Source organism: Limnohabitans sp. Rim8 (assembly GCF_945869175.1).
Lineage (GTDB): Bacteria > Pseudomonadota > Gammaproteobacteria > Burkholderiales > Burkholderiaceae_C > Limnohabitans_A.
The window spans coordinates 1-15,314 of the sequence record NZ_CAMBNZ010000005.1; the positions used below are offsets into that span (position 1 = coordinate 1).

Consider the following 15,314-nt stretch of genomic DNA (forward strand, 5'->3'; position numbering starts at 1 on the left):
CGAATGGGTGGCGCCGGGCCGGGTCACGTATTGGGTGATGCCAGGAGAAGCTGGGCGCATTTGCAGTTGCTGGCGTGCGATTTGCTCAACGCGCAAAGGCGTGGCCTGGGCGCGTCGCTCGACCTGCAGGCGGTCGTGGTCCACTTCCAGGCGTTTGGCTTCTTTGTTGGCCGATTCGAGCGCCATGAACAAACGGCGGGTTTCATACTGGCTGTGCACCAGCACCAGCGCACTGGCCAACACGGCCAACAACAAGAAAATACTCAAACGGGTCATGCCGGCACCTCGGTGCGCTCGGCCATGCGCATGATCGCGCTGCGCGAGCGGGGGTTGCCGCGCACCTCGGTCTCGCTGGGGCGAATGCGGCCATGCGTCTTCAAGCGCATCTTGACCGGCTCGGCAAACGGCACACGCCGGTCGACCACCTCTTTGGAGTGCTTGGCCATGAACTGTTTGACGATGCGGTCTTCTAGCGAATGGAAACTGATCACCACCAAACGACCACCCGGTGCCAACACATGCAGACTGGCTTCTAACGCTTGTTCGAGCTCCGCAAGCTCTGCGTTGATGAAAATCCGAAAAGCCTGAAATGTCCGCGTTGCAGGGTTCTGGCCCGGCTCGCGAGTTTTGACCGTGTCAGCCACGAGCTGGGCCAAATCGGTGGTGGTTGAAATTGGGCCCCGCTCTTGTCGGCGAGCCACAAGCGCCTTTGCAATCTGAAAAGCAAACCGTTCTTCGCCATAGTCACGTATCACCTCCGTGATTTGATCCACCTCTGCTGTGGTCAACCAATCGGCCACACTTTGTCCGCGCGTGGTGTCCATGCGCATGTCCAGTGGGCCGTCAAAACGAAAAGAAAAACCCCTCTCGGGGCTGTCAATTTGGGGGGAGCTGATGCCCAGGTCCATCAAGACGCCATCGACACTGCCGGGCGGCAGTTCACCCAGGTTAGAAAAGCCTTCATGACGGATCAGAAACCGGCTGTCTGCAATGCATTCAGCTTCGGCTATAGCTTCCAAGTCTTTGTCAAAAGCCTGCAAACGGCCTTGAGGTGACAAACGCGACAAAATCAAGCGGGAATGTCCGCCTCGACCGAATGTGGCATCCACATAGCGGCCGTCGGCACCGGCCGAAGCCTGCAGCAATTCGTCAACGGCCTCATTCAAAAGGACCGTGATGTGGGTCAGTTCAGAGGTGCTCATGGCATTCAGAACGAGAAGTCCTTGAACACATCGGGCATGTCGCCCTGCATGGCCTGCGCTTCTTGCGCGTCGTAGGTGGTTTTGTCCCACAACTCAAAGTGGTTGCCCATGCCCAAAAGCATGGTGTCTTTGGAAATGCCTGCGGCTTGGCGCAGCTCTGGGGAGATCAAAACGCGCCCGGTGCCATCCATCTCAACGTCCATGGCGTTGCCCAAAAAGATACGCTTCCACCACTGGGCCGACATGGGCAATGCGGCGATGCGTTCGCGGAACTTTTCCCACTCGGGGCGGGGGAACACCATGAGGCAGCCGTGCGGGTGCTTGGTGATGGTCAGCTGGCCTTGGGCTGTCGCGCTCAGGACGTCACGGTGCCGGGTCGGTACAGACAACCGCCCTTTGGCATCCAGACTCAGCGATGAAGCGCCTTGAAACACAGCGAAGACCTTTTTCAGTTGAAATGCACCAGCGGAGACACTTTCCCCCACTTATTTGCACTTTTTTGCACTGTATCAGGAATTCAGTGCAACTCAACTGGTTTAGATCATTTTTTTCAATGAAATCAATGGCTTAGCGCTGAAATTGAACCCAACCACGCGGAGAATTTCTTTGTAAATTAGGCACTTACAAGAGGCATTGAAAGTAAGCTGTGAAGGAAATTTAAATATGAAAATGAAGCCATGCCGTGACGGTCAGAAGCGTTTTTTCCAAGCTGTGCAGGCTTGGGCCGTAAAAAAACCCCTGAAAAGGGGTTTTTTCGGCAACCGCGGGAGATACCGCGCTCAATCACCAAACATTTTTTGCTTCAACTCACGGCGCTGCTGCGCCTCAAGGGACAAAGTCGCGGTGGGCCGGGCCAACAAACGCCCCACGCCAATGGGTTCGCCAGTCTCGTCACAATAGCCATATTCGCCGCCATCGATCAAGGCAATGGATTGCTCGATCTTCTTGAGCAGCTTGCGCTCACGGTCACGGGTGCGCAGCTCCAATGCATGCTCTTCTTCGATCGTGGCACGGTCTGCCGGATCCGGCACCACCACGGTGTCTTCACGCAAATGCTCGGTGGTGGCGCCTGCGCTGTTCAAGATCTCTTGCTTCAAAATCGACAACTTGCGTCGAAAGTAAGCCAACTGCACGTTGTTCATGTAAGCATCGTCCGACATGGCCAAGATTTCGGCATCGATCAGCGCCTCAACAGGCTTGGTTTTCCAGTTGTTGGCCAGCTTGGGGTCTTTCTTGACCGGTGCAAACGGCGCAGACACGACGGCCACCGGCGTCGTGGGCATGAAACTGGATTTTGCAGCCGTAGAGGCCACTGCGGGAGGCAAAGAAGGCACCGTGATTTGGGCCAAGCGTGCAGAAGGACGTGTGGCACGCACCAATTGTTCAGGCGCTGCGGGTGCGGCCACGGTTGCCACCATTTCGGCCACTGGGGCGACCGGGGTGGTCGGTGTCGCCACTTTTTTAACTGTCATAGGTTTCACTTCAGGTACAGGAGTCGCCTTTTTAGTGGACGACACAGGCGCCACCTTGGCCTTGGAGGCTGGAGTTGGCTTGGGGGCTGTCACCACCGCTTTTCGAGCGACAGGGGCGACAGCTTTGCTTTTGACGGGCATGGATTTGGAAGCAGCCACCACCTTTTTGGGGCTCTTGCTTGTATTGCCTGCAGGTGGCACAGGTTTGTTTTTCACCACCGGCTTCGGGGCAGATGGGGCCACCTTCTTGGCCTTGCTCAAAGATTGAACTGGGGTTGCCGATTTGGCGGGCACAGGTTTCTTGGCGGGCACCGCTTTGGCCGAGGTGGTTTTCACAGGGGCCGCCACTTTTTTCTTCGGGGTCGTCACGTCTTGTCTCCTAGCCGTGTGAAAAGGCAGGCCCACACCTTTTGCTACCAAGTAGCAAGCGATTGAAAAACCTGTTGATTTGGATTTCAAACCCCTGGTACAAATTGGTTGGGGTTGAACCGCCTCCCCGAAAGGGGGAGGCTTCAGGCGGGCGATTGTAACGACAAGAACGGTTAAAAATGCCCAGACCCAGATTAAATGACGGGTTCACCGTGCATTAAAGCACCCGAATGACAGCGGGCGTCGTGGACAGAAACGGGTCCAAGAGCCGGTCAAACCAAGCACTGCTCCAGGCCTTGTAACAAGATGTCCTTGGGCAGATCAATGCCAATGAACACCATCTTGCTCGTTTTGGTTTCGCCATCGGCCCACATGGGGCCCAAATCGCTGCCCATGAGTTGGTGCACGCCTTGGAAAATCACCTTGCGCTCGGTACCGCGCATGTTCAACACCCCTTTGTAGCGCAGCATACGCGGGCCATAGATGTTGACAATGGCACCCAAAAAATCTTCCAGCTTGGCGGGGTCAAAGGCTTTGTCAGAGCGGAAAACAAAGCTTTTCACATCGTCATCGTGGTGATGGTGGTGACCCTGACCGTGGGCATGGTCGTTCTGGTGTGAGGGGTGGTCGCAGTGCTCACCGTGCTCATGGTCATGCGCGTGGTCATGTTGGTGTGAGGGGTGATCGCAATGCTCACCATGCGCATGGTCGTGGTCGTCTTCTTTCAGGAAGTCGGGATCGATGTCCAATTTCGCGTTCAAATTGAAGCCCTTGAGATCGAACACTTCAGACAAGGCCACGTCGCCAAAATGCACCACTTTTTGAGGGGCGCGCGGGTTCATGTGTTTCAGGCGGTGCTGCAAGGCATCCAACTCCTGAGGCGAGACCAGATCGGCCTTGCTGATGAAAATCTGATCGGCAAAACCCACCTGGCGACGCGCCTCTTGGCGGTCGTTGAGTTGTTGGGCGGCATGTTTGGCGTCCACCAGGGTCAAGATGGAGTCGAGCAAATAGGTCTCGGCGATCTCGTCGTCCATAAAAAAAGTCTGCGCCACGGGGCCAGGGTCGGCCAAGCCGGTGGTCTCGATCACGATGCGGTCAAAACTGAGCAAGCCTTTGCGCCGTTTGGCGGCCAGAAGCTGCAAAGTCACGCGCAAGTCTTCGCGGATGGTGCAACAGATGCAACCATTGCTCATTTGGATGATCTGCTCATCGGTTTCCGACACCAGGATATCGTTGTCGATGTTTTCCTCGCCGAACTCATTTTCAATCACGGCGATCTTCTGGCCATGGGCCTCGGTCAGCACGCGTTTGAGCAGGGTGGTTTTGCCCGAACCCAAAAAGCCGGTCAGGATGGTGGTGGGGATCAAGGACATGGCACGGTTCCGTTGCGGGTCAAAAAAGCACAAGGTGGGGAGTGTAGCGATGAATGCCAAGCCCGCGTATGCCTGTCCCGCATGGCCTCACGCCACACAAGCCCAGCATCGCTGGGGCTTTATTTTCGTTTGGCGCGGGGATGCGCCGCGTCGTAGGTCTTGGCCAGGTGCTGAAAATCCAGCCGCGTATAGACCTGGGTGGTGCCGATGTTGGCATGGCCCAACAACTCTTGAACGGCCCGCAGATCGCCGCTGGACTGCAGCACATGGCTGGCAAACGAGTGGCGCAACATATGGGGGTGAACCGGCGTGGCCAGGCCCGCCAACAGACTGCGGCGCTTGAGGCGCTGGGCCACACCGCGGGGTGTCAGGCGCGTGCCGTGCTGCCCTGGAAACAGTGCCAAAGCCAAAGGGGAGGCGCCCCTTGCAGGCGCTGTCAGCATGCCGGGCAACTGAGGACGCACGGCCAGCCAATGCGTCAGCGCTTCCATGGCGCAACGGCCCAGGGGCACGGTTCGGCGCTTGCTGCCTTTGCCTTGCACATGCACTTCAGCATTGGGCAAGTCGATCCAGCCGCGGCCGGCACGCGCCGCATCGGTGCTCGCCACCACGTCCAGCCCGGTCAACTCGGCGATGCGCAAGCCGCAGCCATACAGCAACTCCACCATGGCCGCGTCACGGGCCTCCAGCCAAGGGTCGTCTTTGTCTTCTGCATGCTCGGCCAGTTGCACCGCTTCGTCCACGCCCAGTGCTTTGGGCAAGGGCTTGGCCACACGCGGTGCCCGCACATCGACCACCGGGTTTTGGGCGATCAGGCCCTCGCGCCCCAGCCAGGTGTAAAACCCGCGCCAGCCGGACAATATGAGGGCGATGCCGCGCCCACTGCGTCCAGCGCTATGCATCTGCGCCACCCAACGGCGAACATGGCCGCTTTGCACCTGCAGCAAAGGCACTTTCGAGGCGGCCGACATCTGGGCCAAGCGGGTCAAATCCAACGCGTACAGCGTGCAGGTGCGTTCGGCCAAGCGTTTTTCAAAGCGCACATGGTCCAGATAACGCATGACGAGCGGATCGGGGGCCGCCGCGTCCGACATGGCAGCATCCGACACAGTTCAGGCCTGCGGCTTTTGCAACACCGACAAGGCTGCGCCCGCCAGCTCGGCCAGGCGCTCCAGCAAGTCGGTACCCATCTGGCTGTTGAAGCGCTGCGCATCGGGTGAGGCCAACACCAACAGGCCAAAAGCAGCTTGACCCGGAGCCGGCCGCAATGCCAAAAGTGCCAAAGATGCGGCTTGGTTGGGTTCTGACAACCACTGCACGGCTTCGTAACCCGAATTGATCCCCACATAGGGCCGGTCCAGCGAAGTGGCCAGGACTTGCACCGCCTCGGTCACACCCTGTGCGTAGGCTGCTTGGGCGTATTCCCCCTGCAGTGACCACAAACGCAAAGCCACCTGCGGCACCTGGAACAAATCCCGGATGTTGTCGACCGCCGAATCCGCCAAATGGTCGTGCGGCGTGACCAGCAGTTCGCAGGACCAACGGTGAACTTTGTCGGTCAACACCATGTTTTCGCTGCCGTGGCGCATCATGTCCATGATGCGGTGCTCCAGACCCTTGATCTTGTCGCGCAGCATTTGTGCCTGACGCTCTTGCAATCCGACCGTGCGGTGGCTTTGAGGGTGGGTCAGTTGCACCGTCGCCAACAGCGAGGCGTGGCGCTCGAAAAAGTCAGGTGTGTTCACCAAGTAGTCGGCGATGTCGTCTTCGGTGATCGGGCTCATGGGGTCAGGGGTCTTCATGCGGAGGGCTCCAGAAATTCAAAGGTGGTCGGGCACATCGATGCTGCCCTCAAAAACAGAAGTGGCCGGGCCGGTCATCCACACCGGACTGTCGGGCTGCCCAGCCCACTCAATGGTCAACACGCCGCCGCGGGTCTGCACGTCCACAAGGGCGTCCAACCATCCCTGGCGTATGCCTGCAACCACGGCGGCACATGCGCCCGTGCCGCAAGCCAAGGTTTCGCCAGTGCCACGCTCGAACACGCGAAGCTTGATCTGGTGACGCGAAACGATCTGCATGAAGCCCGCATTCACCCGCTTGGGGAAAGCCGGGTGGTTTTCAATCAGAGGGCCTTGGGCCAACACCGGAAAGCTGTCCACACTGTCCACGCGCTGCACGGCATGCGGATTGCCCATGGACACGACCCCGACCCGGGCAATACCCAGTTCGCCCAACACCAAATCAAAGACAGGCCAGCCGTTCACCTGGTCGCTGATGAGGCCCATGGGATTGAAAGGCACCAGCGCCCAATCGAACACAGGTGCGCCCATGTTCACCGTCACCCGACCATCGGGATTCATGCGCAGCTCGATCTCGCCTCTTTGCACCTTCACACGCACCGTGGTTTTGTCGGTCAAGCCTTTGTCGTTCACATAACGCACGAAGCACCGGGCCCCGTTGCCACAGTGCTCCACCTCGCCACCGTCGGCGTTGTGGATCACGTATTCAAAATCCAGGCCAGGGGCGGGCGATGGGCGAACGCTGAGGATCTGATCGGCCCCTACGCCAAAGTGTCGGTCGGCCAAAAAACGGTACTGCGCCGTGCTCAGGCCCAGACGACCTTGCGTCTCGTCGAGCACGACAAAGTCGTTGCCGGCCCCTTGCATTTTGGTAAAGCGGATGTGCATGGTATAGATTATCGCCTTTGGCCTACCACATCTCAGCCGACAGGTCACACCGACACAAGTCAACAGATAATGGGATATGGCACGCACATCCCAACTCCTTTACCCCCAACGCGAACCTGCTTTGCTGCGCCCTGCCGCCACCGTGCTGCTGCTGCGCGACTGCCCGCAGGGCATTGAAGTGTTGATGACCCGCCGCTCGATGATGGCCAGCTTTGCACCCGGGGCCTATGTGTTCCCGGGTGGCGGCATCGACGCCGCCGACGCCAACAGCCACGGCATGGCCAAACGCCGCCCCACGCAAAGTGACTTGCACCTGACACAGGCTGTTGCGGCCATCCGCGAAAGTTTCGAGGAACTGGGCATTTTGTTCGCCCACCATGCCGATGGCCGATGGGCTGACCCCAGCGACATCGCCGCCATCGACCGTCAAGGCCCATTTGCCGCGCAATGCCTGAACCGAGGCCTGACGCTGGCGGCCGACCAAGTGTTTGTGCTGGCCCACTGGATCACCGACCGCGACCTGCCGCGCCGATTTGACGTGCCCTTTTTGGTGGCCCGCATGCCCGAGGGCCAAACCCCAGTGGCGGACGAATCCGAACAATTCGAGCCGGTTTGGGTGCGGCCGCAAGAGGCATTGGACCGCCATGCGCTGGGGCAGTTTTTCATCATTTTCCCGACCATCCGCACGCTGGATCGACTCCAAGCCTTTGCCACGGTGGACGCGGTGCTGAAAGCCTGCGCTGAAAACGACGAACCGCTGTGGACCAGTTGCCCCCGGGCAGGCTGGCTGGCGGGCCAGGAAGCGCGTTACATGGAGCACGAAGCGCCGTTTGGCGAACTGGCTCTGGTCACGCCTGACGGCCAAATCCACCACCACCTGGACTGGCAAACCGAGCAAGCTGTTTCTTTGCTGAAAAACGTGCAACGCCTCACGGCCCCCAATCCCGGCGTGATGACCGGCCCTGGCACCAACAGCTATTTGGTGGGCGACCCGAACACCGGCTTCGTGGTGATTGACCCGGGCCCAGCCGACGAGGCGCACCTGCAACGCCTGTGGCGTGCAACAGGCGGGCAAATCAAGGCCATTTTGTGCACCCATTCGCACCCGGACCACTCGCCTGGCGCAGCCCCGCTGCAAGCGTTGTGCACGCTCCAACCGCCGATTTTGGGCCTGGCCTCCAAAACCACCGCTCGCGCCAACAGCCGCTTCACACCCGATCGCGAATTGGCCGATGGTGAAAAATGGGTCTTGAACGGCACGGGGGTCGAGGGCGACATCACACACACCCTGCGGGTGCTGCACACGCCCGGCCATGCGGCCAACCACCTTTGCCTGGTGCTGGAGGAAGATGGCCTACTGTTTTCGGGCGACCATGTGCTCAATGGCAGCACCACCGTGATCGACCCGCCTGACGGCCACATGGGCGACTACCTCGACTCGCTGGACAAACTGGCGGCAGCTTGCAAAGCCGGAAACATCGAATTCATCTTGCCCGCGCACGGCCATGTGCTGGGCTTTGCCCACCAGGCCATCACGCAGCTGCGGGCGCATCGCCTCAGGCGAGAGGCCAAAATTGCCGCGGCCATGCAGGCCCTGCCCCAGGGCAGCTTGCAAGAATGGGTGGAAAAAGCCTACGACGACGTACCGTCCCGCCTGTGGCCCGTCGCCGCACGGTCTTTGCAAGCGCACGTGGACCACATCCGGGAACAAGCCCTGCCTTGACCCTCACTGATCATGATTGAAAGCATTGATGATTTCCTCTGAAGAAGGCATTCGGCTGGCCAAGCGTGTGGCAGCCGACCACAACTGCTCGCGCCGCGAAGCCGAAGCCCTGATCGTGGCCGGTGGCGTGCAGGTCACAGGCAAAATCGTCACCGATCCGGCCCGGCGCGTGCAGGATGAACAAGCCGTGACGGTCAACCGTTTGGTCTCGATGGCCGCACTCGCCCCCATGACCTTGGTGCTGTTCAAGCCTGCGGAACGGGTGGCCAACTTGGCCTGGCTGCAAGACACCGTGGGCCTCAAAGCCCCACAACCTGGTATTTGGGGACATGAGCGCTTGGCCAAAATGCACATGCCCTTGCCGCTGGCCAAGCCGGCCAGTGGGCTGTGCATTTTCACGGACGATGTGGCCGTGCTGCGCCACTTGGAAGACCGCCGCACCCCGATGGAGCAAGAATGGATGGCTACAGTGGGTGGTGAAGTGTCCGAGGGACTTATCAAGGCCCTGAACGGCCCCGGGATCCGCGCCAGCATCAACCGCCAAACCGACGCCGTGACGGTATTGCGCATCGCCGGCAAAGACATCGATGGCCTGGATTTAGGCCGCTGGCTGGACGAACAGTGCCCCCTGCAAGATCTGCGGCGTCAACGCGTGGGGCGCCTGAACCTGGCCCCGTTAGAGCCCCAGCAATGGCGGCAGTTGGAAAGTCACGAACGTTTTTAGTTGATTTCCGACAAAAATACACAGGATTTACCCTTGAAATCAAACGGGCAATCGCCATCTGTGTCAAGAGTCTGAGAAAATTACCAATCAGTCACATTTGCGATTCGCGCATCCTGTGACCGGGGTAATGCCCTGTAAGGCTTGTCCATCGAAACAAGGAGCACACCATGCGTTTGAGCACCAAAAGCCGATTTGCCGTCACCGCGATGATCGACGTTGCACTGCGCGAAGACCGCGGTCCCGTGTCCCTCGCAGCCATCGGCGTGCGCCATCAAATTTCGCTGTCCTATTTGGAACAGCTCTTCAGCAAGCTGCGCCAGCACGGTTTGGTCGAAAGCACCCGCGGCCCCGGTGGCGGCTATTCCCTGTCACGCCATGCCGAAAAAATCACCATGGCCGACATCGTGGGGGCAGTGGATGCGCCCTCGGACGAAGAAGCCGCTGCCGAAGGCGGCTGGATGAACAGCGAGCTGTGGGCCAGCCTGAACGAAAAAATGCTCACCCACCTGCAGTCCATCAGCCTGCGCCAATTGGTGGCCGAGCAACGCACCAAAGGCGTCACCGTTGAGCCAGCTCCTCAGCCGGTGGTCAAGCGCGGCGTCTTTGCCAAGCCCAAAAGCACCTTGAAAATCACCGCGCCCAATTCGGTGTTCGCCTTGGGGGCCAGTTTGATGCCGTCTCGCGGCTGATCTGTTCACGCCACAGACAACCCCCAACCCGCTTCGGCGGGTTTTTTGTGGTTTGCCCACAGGAAAAAAGTGTGAAGCCCGCCGATAAGCCGGATTCTGTGCACAGCGGTTGCCCGCTGCGTGACCGCCATTACTCTGGGCCGGGGGTCGCCCACCCGGCTCGATGCTACCTACCCGCCAACTCACCCCGCGGAACCACAGGGAGAAGGGATGCGGCGAACCACACCCATTCAGGAAGGCCTACTTGGTATTGCTGCGCGTAGAGATTGCCCGTTTCACCCGAACTCAATCGGCTCGTCTCTGTTGCTCTGATCCTCACCTCACGGTGGAGAGGCGTTACCTCCTACGCTGTCCTGTGCAGTCCGGACGTTCCTCCAGTGCTTCCTTTCGGAAATTGCACCAGCGACGGTCTGGCGTGCTTCACCACTTGATTATCGCCTGCGGTCATGTGCTGATGTCGCTCAGGGTCTGCCGTTTCGCGCACAATGGTTTTTTGCCCCTGCCATTTCTCATCGGAGACCGCCCATGAAAGCACACACCATCCTCGAGACCATCGGCGACACCCCTCATGTGCGCATCAACCGCTTGTTTGGCGACCATGCCAACGTGTGGATCAAGTCCGAACGCAGCAACCCCGGCGGCTCCATCAAGGACCGCATCGCCTTGGCCATGGTCGAAGACGCCGAAAAGTCCGGCGCCTTGACACCAGGCGGCACCATCATCGAGCCCACCTCGGGCAACACGGGCATTGGCCTGGCCATGGTCGCGGCCGTCAAGGGCTATAAATTGGTGTTGGTGATGCCCGACAGCATGAGCATTGAGCGCCGCCGCCTGATGCTGGCCTACGGCGCCAGCTTCGACCTCACGCCCCGCGCAGAAGGCATGAAAGGGGCGATTGCCAGGGCCCAGGACTTGGTGGCCAGCACGCCCGGTGCCTGGATGCCCCAACAGTTTGAAAACTCCGCCAACATCGACGTGCATGTGCGCACCACCGCGCAGGAAATTTTGGCTGACTTTCCCGAGGGCATCGACGCGCTCATCACGGGTGTGGGCACGGGCGGCCACCTCACTGGCACAGCCCGTGTACTCAAGGCCAAATTCCCAAACCTCCAAGTCTTTGCGGTCGAACCTGCCGCTTCGCCCGTGATTTCGGGCGGTGCACCAGCACCTCACCCCATCCAGGGCATTGGCGCGGGCTTCATTCCCAACAACCTGGATACCAGCGTGCTCGACGGCGTGATCCAGGTCGATGCCGAGGCGGCCCGTGAATACGCACGCCGCTCAGCGCGTGAAGAGGGCATCTTGGTGGGCATTTCGTCTGGGGCCACGCTGGCGGCCATTGCTCAAAAACTGGCCGATTTGCCTGCGGGCGCCACCGTGCTGGGGTTTAACTACGACACAGGTGAGCGCTATTTGTCGATTGAAGGGTTCTTGCCGGCTTGATCGCTGCGCAGTGCCATCTGCACGGCGATAATCACGGCTTCTTGCTTGATAACCACAAGCCACAGAGGTTGACATGATCCGGATTTCAGAACTCAAACTGCCCCTTTCCGCCGTTCCGGTGGAAGTCCGCCGCGCGGCCAATGCCCCGTCAGAAACCGACGCAGACCGACTGCCCACACCCCACCCCGATCAAGCCTTGCGCCAATTGGCCGCACAGGCACTGGGCATCGCAGAGAACGACATCGCCACTTTGCAGGTCTTCAAACGCAGCTTTGATGCGCGCAAGGCCGATTTGATGGCGGTCTACATCGTAGATCTCGCCCTCAGCCGGGTGGTCAACGAAGCGGCCTTGTTGCACCAGTTCAATGCCAACCCACACATCCAGGCCACCCCCGACATGGCGTGGCACGCGCCCTGCCAAGCCCCGGTCGGTTTTGGTGCAGAACAAGGCGAGCGCCCAGTGGTCGTCGGCTTCGGGCCTTGCGGCATGTTCGCAGCGCTGGCTTTGGCGCAAATGGGCTTCAAGCCCATTGTTCTGGAGCGCGGTAAGCCCGTGCGTGAACGAACCAAAGACACCTGGGGCCTGTGGCGCAAAAAAGTGCTCAACCCCGAAAGCAATGTGCAATTTGGCGAAGGCGGCGCAGGCACCTTCTCTGACGGCAAGCTCTACAGCCAGATCAAAGACCCGCGACATTTGGGCCGCAAGGTGATTCAGGAGTTCGTCAAGGCGGGTGCACCTGCCGACATCCTGTATGCGGCGCACCCGCACATTGGCACGTTCAAGCTGGTCAAAGTGGTCGAGCACATCCGTGAGCAGATCATCGCTTTGGGCGGTGAGATCCGCTTTGAGCAGCGGGTGAGCGATGTGCTGCTCGCGACCACCGCACAGGGCCATCAACTGACGGGCCTGCAAGTGCAGGACTTGCGCACCGGCCAAAGCCAGGCCCTGCACACGCGTCACGCGGTGATGGCCCTGGGCCACAGTTCGCGCGACACCTTTGTCATGCTGCACCGTCGGGGCGTGGCCATGCAGGCCAAGGCGTTTTCGATCGGCGTGCGCATCGAGCACCCGCAAAGCGTGATCGACCAGGCGCGCTGGGGCCGCCACGCAGGCCACCCGCTGCTGGGGGCTGCCGACTACAAGCTGGTTCACCACGCGCAAAATGGCCGGGCGGTATACAGCTTTTGCATGTGCCCCGGTGGCACGGTGGTGGCGGCCACCAGCGAGCCGGGCCGCGTGGTCACCAACGGCATGAGCCAATACTCGCGCAACGAACGCAATGCCAATGCCGGCATGGTGGTGGCCATCGACCCGCCCGACTACCCACTGGACACCGCCGCCTGGCAAGCCGCATTTGGCGAGTCAGACGGCGCGCAGCTGGCGCAAGAAGCCCGCAACTTGGCCGAACAATTGCCTGCCCAATCACACCCGCTGGCGGGCATCGTGCTGCAACGCCAACTGGAAACGCGTGCCTTTGAAGTGGGCGGCAGCAACTACGAAGCCCCCGGGCAATTGGTGGGGGACTTTCTGGCCCAACGTCCCTCCAGTCAGTGGGGCAGTGTGCAACCGTCTTACAAACCCGGCGTGAAACTGGTCGACTTGGCCGATGTCTTGCCCGACTACGCGGTCGCCGCCATGCGTGAAGCGCTGCCGGTGTTCGGCCGCAAGATCCGCGGCTACGACATGGCAGATGCGGTGATGACCGGGGTGGAAACACGCACCTCCTCGCCCCTGCGCATCCCGCGCGGCGAAGACCACCAAAGCACCAACACCCAAGGGCTGTACCCGGCGGGCGAGGGCGCAAGCTATGCGGGCGGCATCTTGTCGGCGGGGGTGGATGGCATCAAGGTGGCGGAATCTTTGGCCCGCCATATCATGGCGCCTGCAAGCTAGACCGACACCATCTGCTTGCGAACAGAGTAGCGTGTCAAGTCGGCCACCTTGTGCAGACCGATTTTACGCATGATGTTGCGCCGGTGCACTTCGACCGTGCTGGGCGCGATCAAAAGGTTGCGTGCAATTTCTTTGGACGAATACCCATCGGCAATCAGGCACAGCACCTGCTCCTCACGTGTACCCAAAAGGTTTTTGGCAGGGCTGTAGCCTGAGCGGACTTTTCTGAAGCAATCCATCATCTCTGATGCAGCCGATTGGCACAGATACACACGCCCTGATGCCGCCGCACATATTGCGGACATCAATTCGTCAATGCTGCTCAATGTGCGCTACACCTCATAAAGAACCATTAAGAGCCATTGAGATTTTTCCGTTCACCTCACGTCACACCTTGCTCCTGCATGCAGCGCTGCAAAGACATCCTCCCCGGACAGCTGAGCTTTTGGCAAATGTGGTGCAAATGCAACTTGGCCGTCTCCTCGCTGATGGCCAATTGGCTGGCAATTCTCTTGTTCGGCAAACCTTCGGTCACCATGCGGGCAACCGTCATTTCTCGGGGGGTCAACAAATGGGCCGAATAGACTGATGAACCTTAAACGCTTGGGTCAAGCCTTCGAGCATCATCGGGTAAGGGTCAGCCAGCACGAGGTTGATGCACATAGGTCACGTCTTCTTTCATCAATAACACGGACCGCAAACGCTTTTTCATCTCTCAAGCACGGGCCCATGGTCCATGAAGGATAGGGCCCAAAGTCTTCAACAACCATCCTCTTTATCGGTGATAACGACTACTCGTTTACCGTTAAATCCCATCCAACATATTGCATTGATGGATGATTCAACGCTTCGGGTGCGGGCCTGACCCTGACGGTGGGCACCCACGGCCCTGCGTAAAATCAAGCCATGTCACTTTCATCGCCAGACAATCCGCAAGCCCGCAACCCTTTGCATGGCATGACCCTAGAGGCCATCGTGACCCAACTGGCCGATTTTTATGGCTGGGACGATCTGGGTCAACGCATTCAGATCCGCTGTTTCACGCACGACCCCAGTGTGGGCTCGAGCCTCAAGTTTTTGCGCAAAACGCTTTGGGCGCGTGACAAAGTTGAAAGCCTTTACCTGTTCATGCTGCGCGAACAAAAAAAACAAGGTCATTGAGGTGCACGGTCTGAGCAAACCGCTCAATCCGACAACATCGTGCCCCGGCACTTGGACGCCCCACATCGGCAGACATAGCGGGCTCTCAAGGCCTCGGTCATCGGCTCGTCACTGTACAAGCCATAGTCAAAAGTCAATTCTTCACCTTTGAACACAGGCCTGCGTGTCATGATGAAAATTCGCCCTTGGCGTTCATCGGGTTCGCAATTGGGACGGCACGAATGGTTGATCCATTTCGAGTCGTTACCGCCGTAAAGCGCATCGATCACTGTGCCGTCGTCCAAGTGAAAATAAAATGTGTGATCAGGGTTGCTGGGGTCATGGGGGTGGCGGCGTATCGCCTCGGCCATGCTGATGACCTCGCCCACGTACTCGATCACCGTCTCGCCTGCGGCGATGTGACGGGTCGCGAATACGCCTTTGCCATGCACCTCAGATGAATGCACATGGATCAGTCTGGGGACAGGCAGGTGGCTCAAAGTGGCTTTTTCAACGGGACGTGATGAGGTGAGGCCTGACTATAAAGTGCCAGTGCAACATCGCGACAGCGACAGCCCCACCAAGCTGACTC

18 protein-coding genes and 1 other RNA gene are annotated in these 15,314 nt (G+C 59.5%); 7 read left to right on the forward strand and 12 right to left on the reverse strand.

Annotated features, from left to right (window positions below; all coding sequences use genetic code 11):
* The 4 genes from ftsL to dksA all read right to left on the reverse strand — a co-directional run.
* The coding region (gene ftsL / locus Q0O19_RS01400) for a cell division protein FtsL (protein ID WP_295519364.1) at positions 1 to 276 on the reverse strand (276 nt) is incomplete at its 3' end.
* Positions 273 to 1,202, reverse strand: a complete 930-nt coding sequence (gene rsmH / locus Q0O19_RS01405; RefSeq protein ID WP_295519367.1) for a 16S rRNA (cytosine(1402)-N(4))-methyltransferase RsmH — start codon at positions 1,200 to 1,202, stop codon at positions 273 to 275. The genes ftsL and rsmH, both read right to left, overlap by 4 nt.
* A 5-nt stretch (positions 1,203 to 1,207) precedes the next feature.
* Positions 1,208 to 1,636: a division/cell wall cluster transcriptional repressor MraZ gene (gene mraZ, locus Q0O19_RS01410; protein WP_100172194.1), complete on the reverse strand. Its 429-nt coding sequence runs from the start codon at positions 1,634 to 1,636 to the stop codon at positions 1,208 to 1,210.
* A gap of 345 nt (positions 1,637 to 1,981) precedes the next feature.
* On the reverse strand, positions 1,982 to 2,815 hold the full coding sequence (gene dksA, locus Q0O19_RS01415) for an RNA polymerase-binding protein DksA (protein ID WP_295519532.1): 834 nt from the start codon (positions 2,813 to 2,815) through the stop codon (positions 1,982 to 1,984).
* On the opposite strand from dksA, the gene Q0O19_RS01420 reads away from it, so the two are divergent.
* Positions 2,709 to 2,942 (forward strand): hypothetical protein, encoded by a 234-nt coding sequence (locus tag Q0O19_RS01420; protein WP_295519549.1) that lies wholly within the window; start codon positions 2,709 to 2,711, stop codon positions 2,940 to 2,942. The two genes, dksA and Q0O19_RS01420, sit on opposite strands and share 107 nt — an antisense overlap.
* Before the next feature lie 373 nt (positions 2,943 to 3,315).
* Here the strand turns inward: Q0O19_RS01420 and Q0O19_RS01425 are convergent, their stop codons facing one another.
* The 4 genes from Q0O19_RS01425 to dapF all read right to left on the reverse strand — a co-directional run bounded on the left by Q0O19_RS01425 (position 3,316) and on the right by dapF (position 7,109).
* Positions 3,316 to 4,419 (reverse strand): GTP-binding protein, encoded by a 1,104-nt coding sequence (locus tag Q0O19_RS01425; RefSeq protein ID WP_295519374.1) that lies wholly within the window; start codon positions 4,417 to 4,419, stop codon positions 3,316 to 3,318.
* A gap of 119 nt (positions 4,420 to 4,538) precedes the next feature.
* Positions 4,539 to 5,513 (reverse strand): tyrosine recombinase XerC, encoded by a 975-nt coding sequence (locus Q0O19_RS01430; RefSeq protein ID WP_295519376.1) that lies wholly within the window; start codon positions 5,511 to 5,513, stop codon positions 4,539 to 4,541.
* Between the two features lie 18 nt (positions 5,514 to 5,531).
* On the reverse strand, positions 5,532 to 6,221 hold the full coding sequence (locus Q0O19_RS01435) for a DUF484 family protein (RefSeq protein WP_295519379.1): 690 nt from the start codon (positions 6,219 to 6,221) through the stop codon (positions 5,532 to 5,534).
* Between the two features lie 18 nt (positions 6,222 to 6,239).
* Positions 6,240 to 7,109 carry a diaminopimelate epimerase gene (dapF, locus tag Q0O19_RS01440; protein WP_295519381.1) on the reverse strand — a complete coding sequence of 290 codons (870 nt, stop codon included), beginning with the start codon at positions 7,107 to 7,109 and terminating at the stop codon, positions 6,240 to 6,242.
* Positions 7,110 to 7,185: 76 nt separating this feature from the next.
* Between dapF and Q0O19_RS01445 the strand changes: the two genes are divergently transcribed.
* The 3 genes from Q0O19_RS01445 (at position 7,186) to Q0O19_RS01455 (ending at position 10,245) form a co-directional block, all read left to right on the forward strand.
* Positions 7,186 to 8,832, forward strand: a complete 1,647-nt coding sequence (locus tag Q0O19_RS01445) for an MBL fold metallo-hydrolase (protein ID WP_295519384.1) — start codon at positions 7,186 to 7,188, stop codon at positions 8,830 to 8,832.
* Between the two features lie 28 nt (positions 8,833 to 8,860).
* Positions 8,861 to 9,556 carry a S4 domain-containing protein gene (locus Q0O19_RS01450; protein ID WP_295519386.1) on the forward strand — a complete coding sequence of 232 codons (696 nt, stop codon included), beginning with the start codon at positions 8,861 to 8,863 and terminating at the stop codon, positions 9,554 to 9,556.
* 167 nt (positions 9,557 to 9,723) lie between these two features.
* Positions 9,724 to 10,245, forward strand: coding sequence for an Rrf2 family transcriptional regulator (locus tag Q0O19_RS01455; RefSeq protein ID WP_295519388.1), 522 nt, complete (start codon positions 9,724 to 9,726; stop codon positions 10,243 to 10,245).
* Between the two features lie 69 nt (positions 10,246 to 10,314).
* Here the strand turns inward: Q0O19_RS01455 and rnpB are convergent.
* Positions 10,315 to 10,667: RNase P RNA component class A (rnpB, locus tag Q0O19_RS01460), an RNA gene on the reverse strand.
* A 103-nt stretch (positions 10,668 to 10,770) separates the two neighbouring features.
* Here rnpB and cysK point away from each other — a divergent pair.
* Together cysK and Q0O19_RS01470 are read left to right on the forward strand one after the other, a co-directional pair.
* Positions 10,771 to 11,688 (forward strand): cysteine synthase A, encoded by a 918-nt coding sequence (cysK, locus tag Q0O19_RS01465; protein ID WP_295519391.1) that lies wholly within the window; start codon positions 10,771 to 10,773, stop codon positions 11,686 to 11,688.
* 73 nt (positions 11,689 to 11,761) lie between these two features.
* Entirely contained in the window at positions 11,762 to 13,582 is a 1,821-nt protein-coding gene (locus tag Q0O19_RS01470; protein WP_295519395.1) for an NAD(P)/FAD-dependent oxidoreductase, read from the forward strand.
* Here Q0O19_RS01470 and Q0O19_RS01475 read toward each other — a convergent pair.
* Both Q0O19_RS01475 and Q0O19_RS01480 read right to left on the reverse strand, forming a co-directional pair.
* Positions 13,579 to 13,821, reverse strand: coding sequence for a LuxR C-terminal-related transcriptional regulator (locus Q0O19_RS01475; RefSeq protein ID WP_295519398.1), 243 nt, complete (start codon positions 13,819 to 13,821; stop codon positions 13,579 to 13,581). The genes Q0O19_RS01470 and Q0O19_RS01475 overlap by 4 nt on opposite strands.
* Before the next feature lie 143 nt (positions 13,822 to 13,964).
* Positions 13,965 to 14,153, reverse strand: a complete 189-nt coding sequence (locus Q0O19_RS01480; protein WP_366939016.1) for a helix-turn-helix transcriptional regulator — start codon at positions 14,151 to 14,153, stop codon at positions 13,965 to 13,967.
* 335 nt (positions 14,154 to 14,488) lie between these two features.
* Here Q0O19_RS01480 and Q0O19_RS01485 point away from each other — a divergent pair, with 335 nt between their 5' ends.
* A complete protein-coding gene (locus tag Q0O19_RS01485) occupies positions 14,489 to 14,743 on the forward strand; it encodes a VF530 family protein (protein ID WP_295519400.1) in 255 nt (84 codons plus the stop codon).
* 23 nt (positions 14,744 to 14,766) lie between these two features.
* On the opposite strand, the gene Q0O19_RS01490 is transcribed toward Q0O19_RS01485, so the two are convergent.
* On the reverse strand, positions 14,767 to 15,189 hold the full coding sequence (locus Q0O19_RS01490) for an SET domain-containing protein-lysine N-methyltransferase (RefSeq protein ID WP_366939017.1): 423 nt from the start codon (positions 15,187 to 15,189) through the stop codon (positions 14,767 to 14,769).
* Between the last annotated feature and the right edge of the window lie 125 nt (positions 15,190 to 15,314).

Coding starts and splice junctions, on each gene's coding strand:
- rsmH (WP_295519367.1), bottom strand. CDS start 1,202: ATGAGCACCTCTGAACTGACCCACATCACGGTCCTTTTGAATGAGGCC.
- dksA (WP_295519532.1), bottom strand. CDS start 2,815: ATGCCCGTCAAAAGCAAAGCTGTCGCCCCTGTCGCTCGAAAAGCGGTG.
- Q0O19_RS01425 (WP_295519374.1), bottom strand. CDS start 4,419: ATGTCCTTGATCCCCACCACCATCCTGACCGGCTTTTTGGGTTCGGGC.
- Q0O19_RS01430 (WP_295519376.1), bottom strand. CDS start 5,513: ATGTCGGACGCGGCGGCCCCCGATCCGCTCGTCATGCGTTATCTGGAC.
- Q0O19_RS01435 (WP_295519379.1), bottom strand. CDS start 6,221: ATGAAGACCCCTGACCCCATGAGCCCGATCACCGAAGACGACATCGCC.
- dapF (WP_295519381.1), bottom strand. CDS start 7,109: ATGCACATCCGCTTTACCAAAATGCAAGGGGCCGGCAACGACTTTGTC.
- Q0O19_RS01445 (WP_295519384.1), top strand. CDS start 7,186: ATGGCACGCACATCCCAACTCCTTTACCCCCAACGCGAACCTGCTTTG.
- Q0O19_RS01450 (WP_295519386.1), top strand. CDS start 8,861: ATGATTTCCTCTGAAGAAGGCATTCGGCTGGCCAAGCGTGTGGCAGCC.
- Q0O19_RS01455 (WP_295519388.1), top strand. CDS start 9,724: ATGCGTTTGAGCACCAAAAGCCGATTTGCCGTCACCGCGATGATCGAC.
- cysK (WP_295519391.1), top strand. CDS start 10,771: ATGAAAGCACACACCATCCTCGAGACCATCGGCGACACCCCTCATGTG.
- Q0O19_RS01470 (WP_295519395.1), top strand. CDS start 11,762: ATGATCCGGATTTCAGAACTCAAACTGCCCCTTTCCGCCGTTCCGGTG.
- Q0O19_RS01475 (WP_295519398.1), bottom strand. CDS start 13,821: ATGGATTGCTTCAGAAAAGTCCGCTCAGGCTACAGCCCTGCCAAAAAC.
- Q0O19_RS01485 (WP_295519400.1), top strand. CDS start 14,489: ATGTCACTTTCATCGCCAGACAATCCGCAAGCCCGCAACCCTTTGCAT.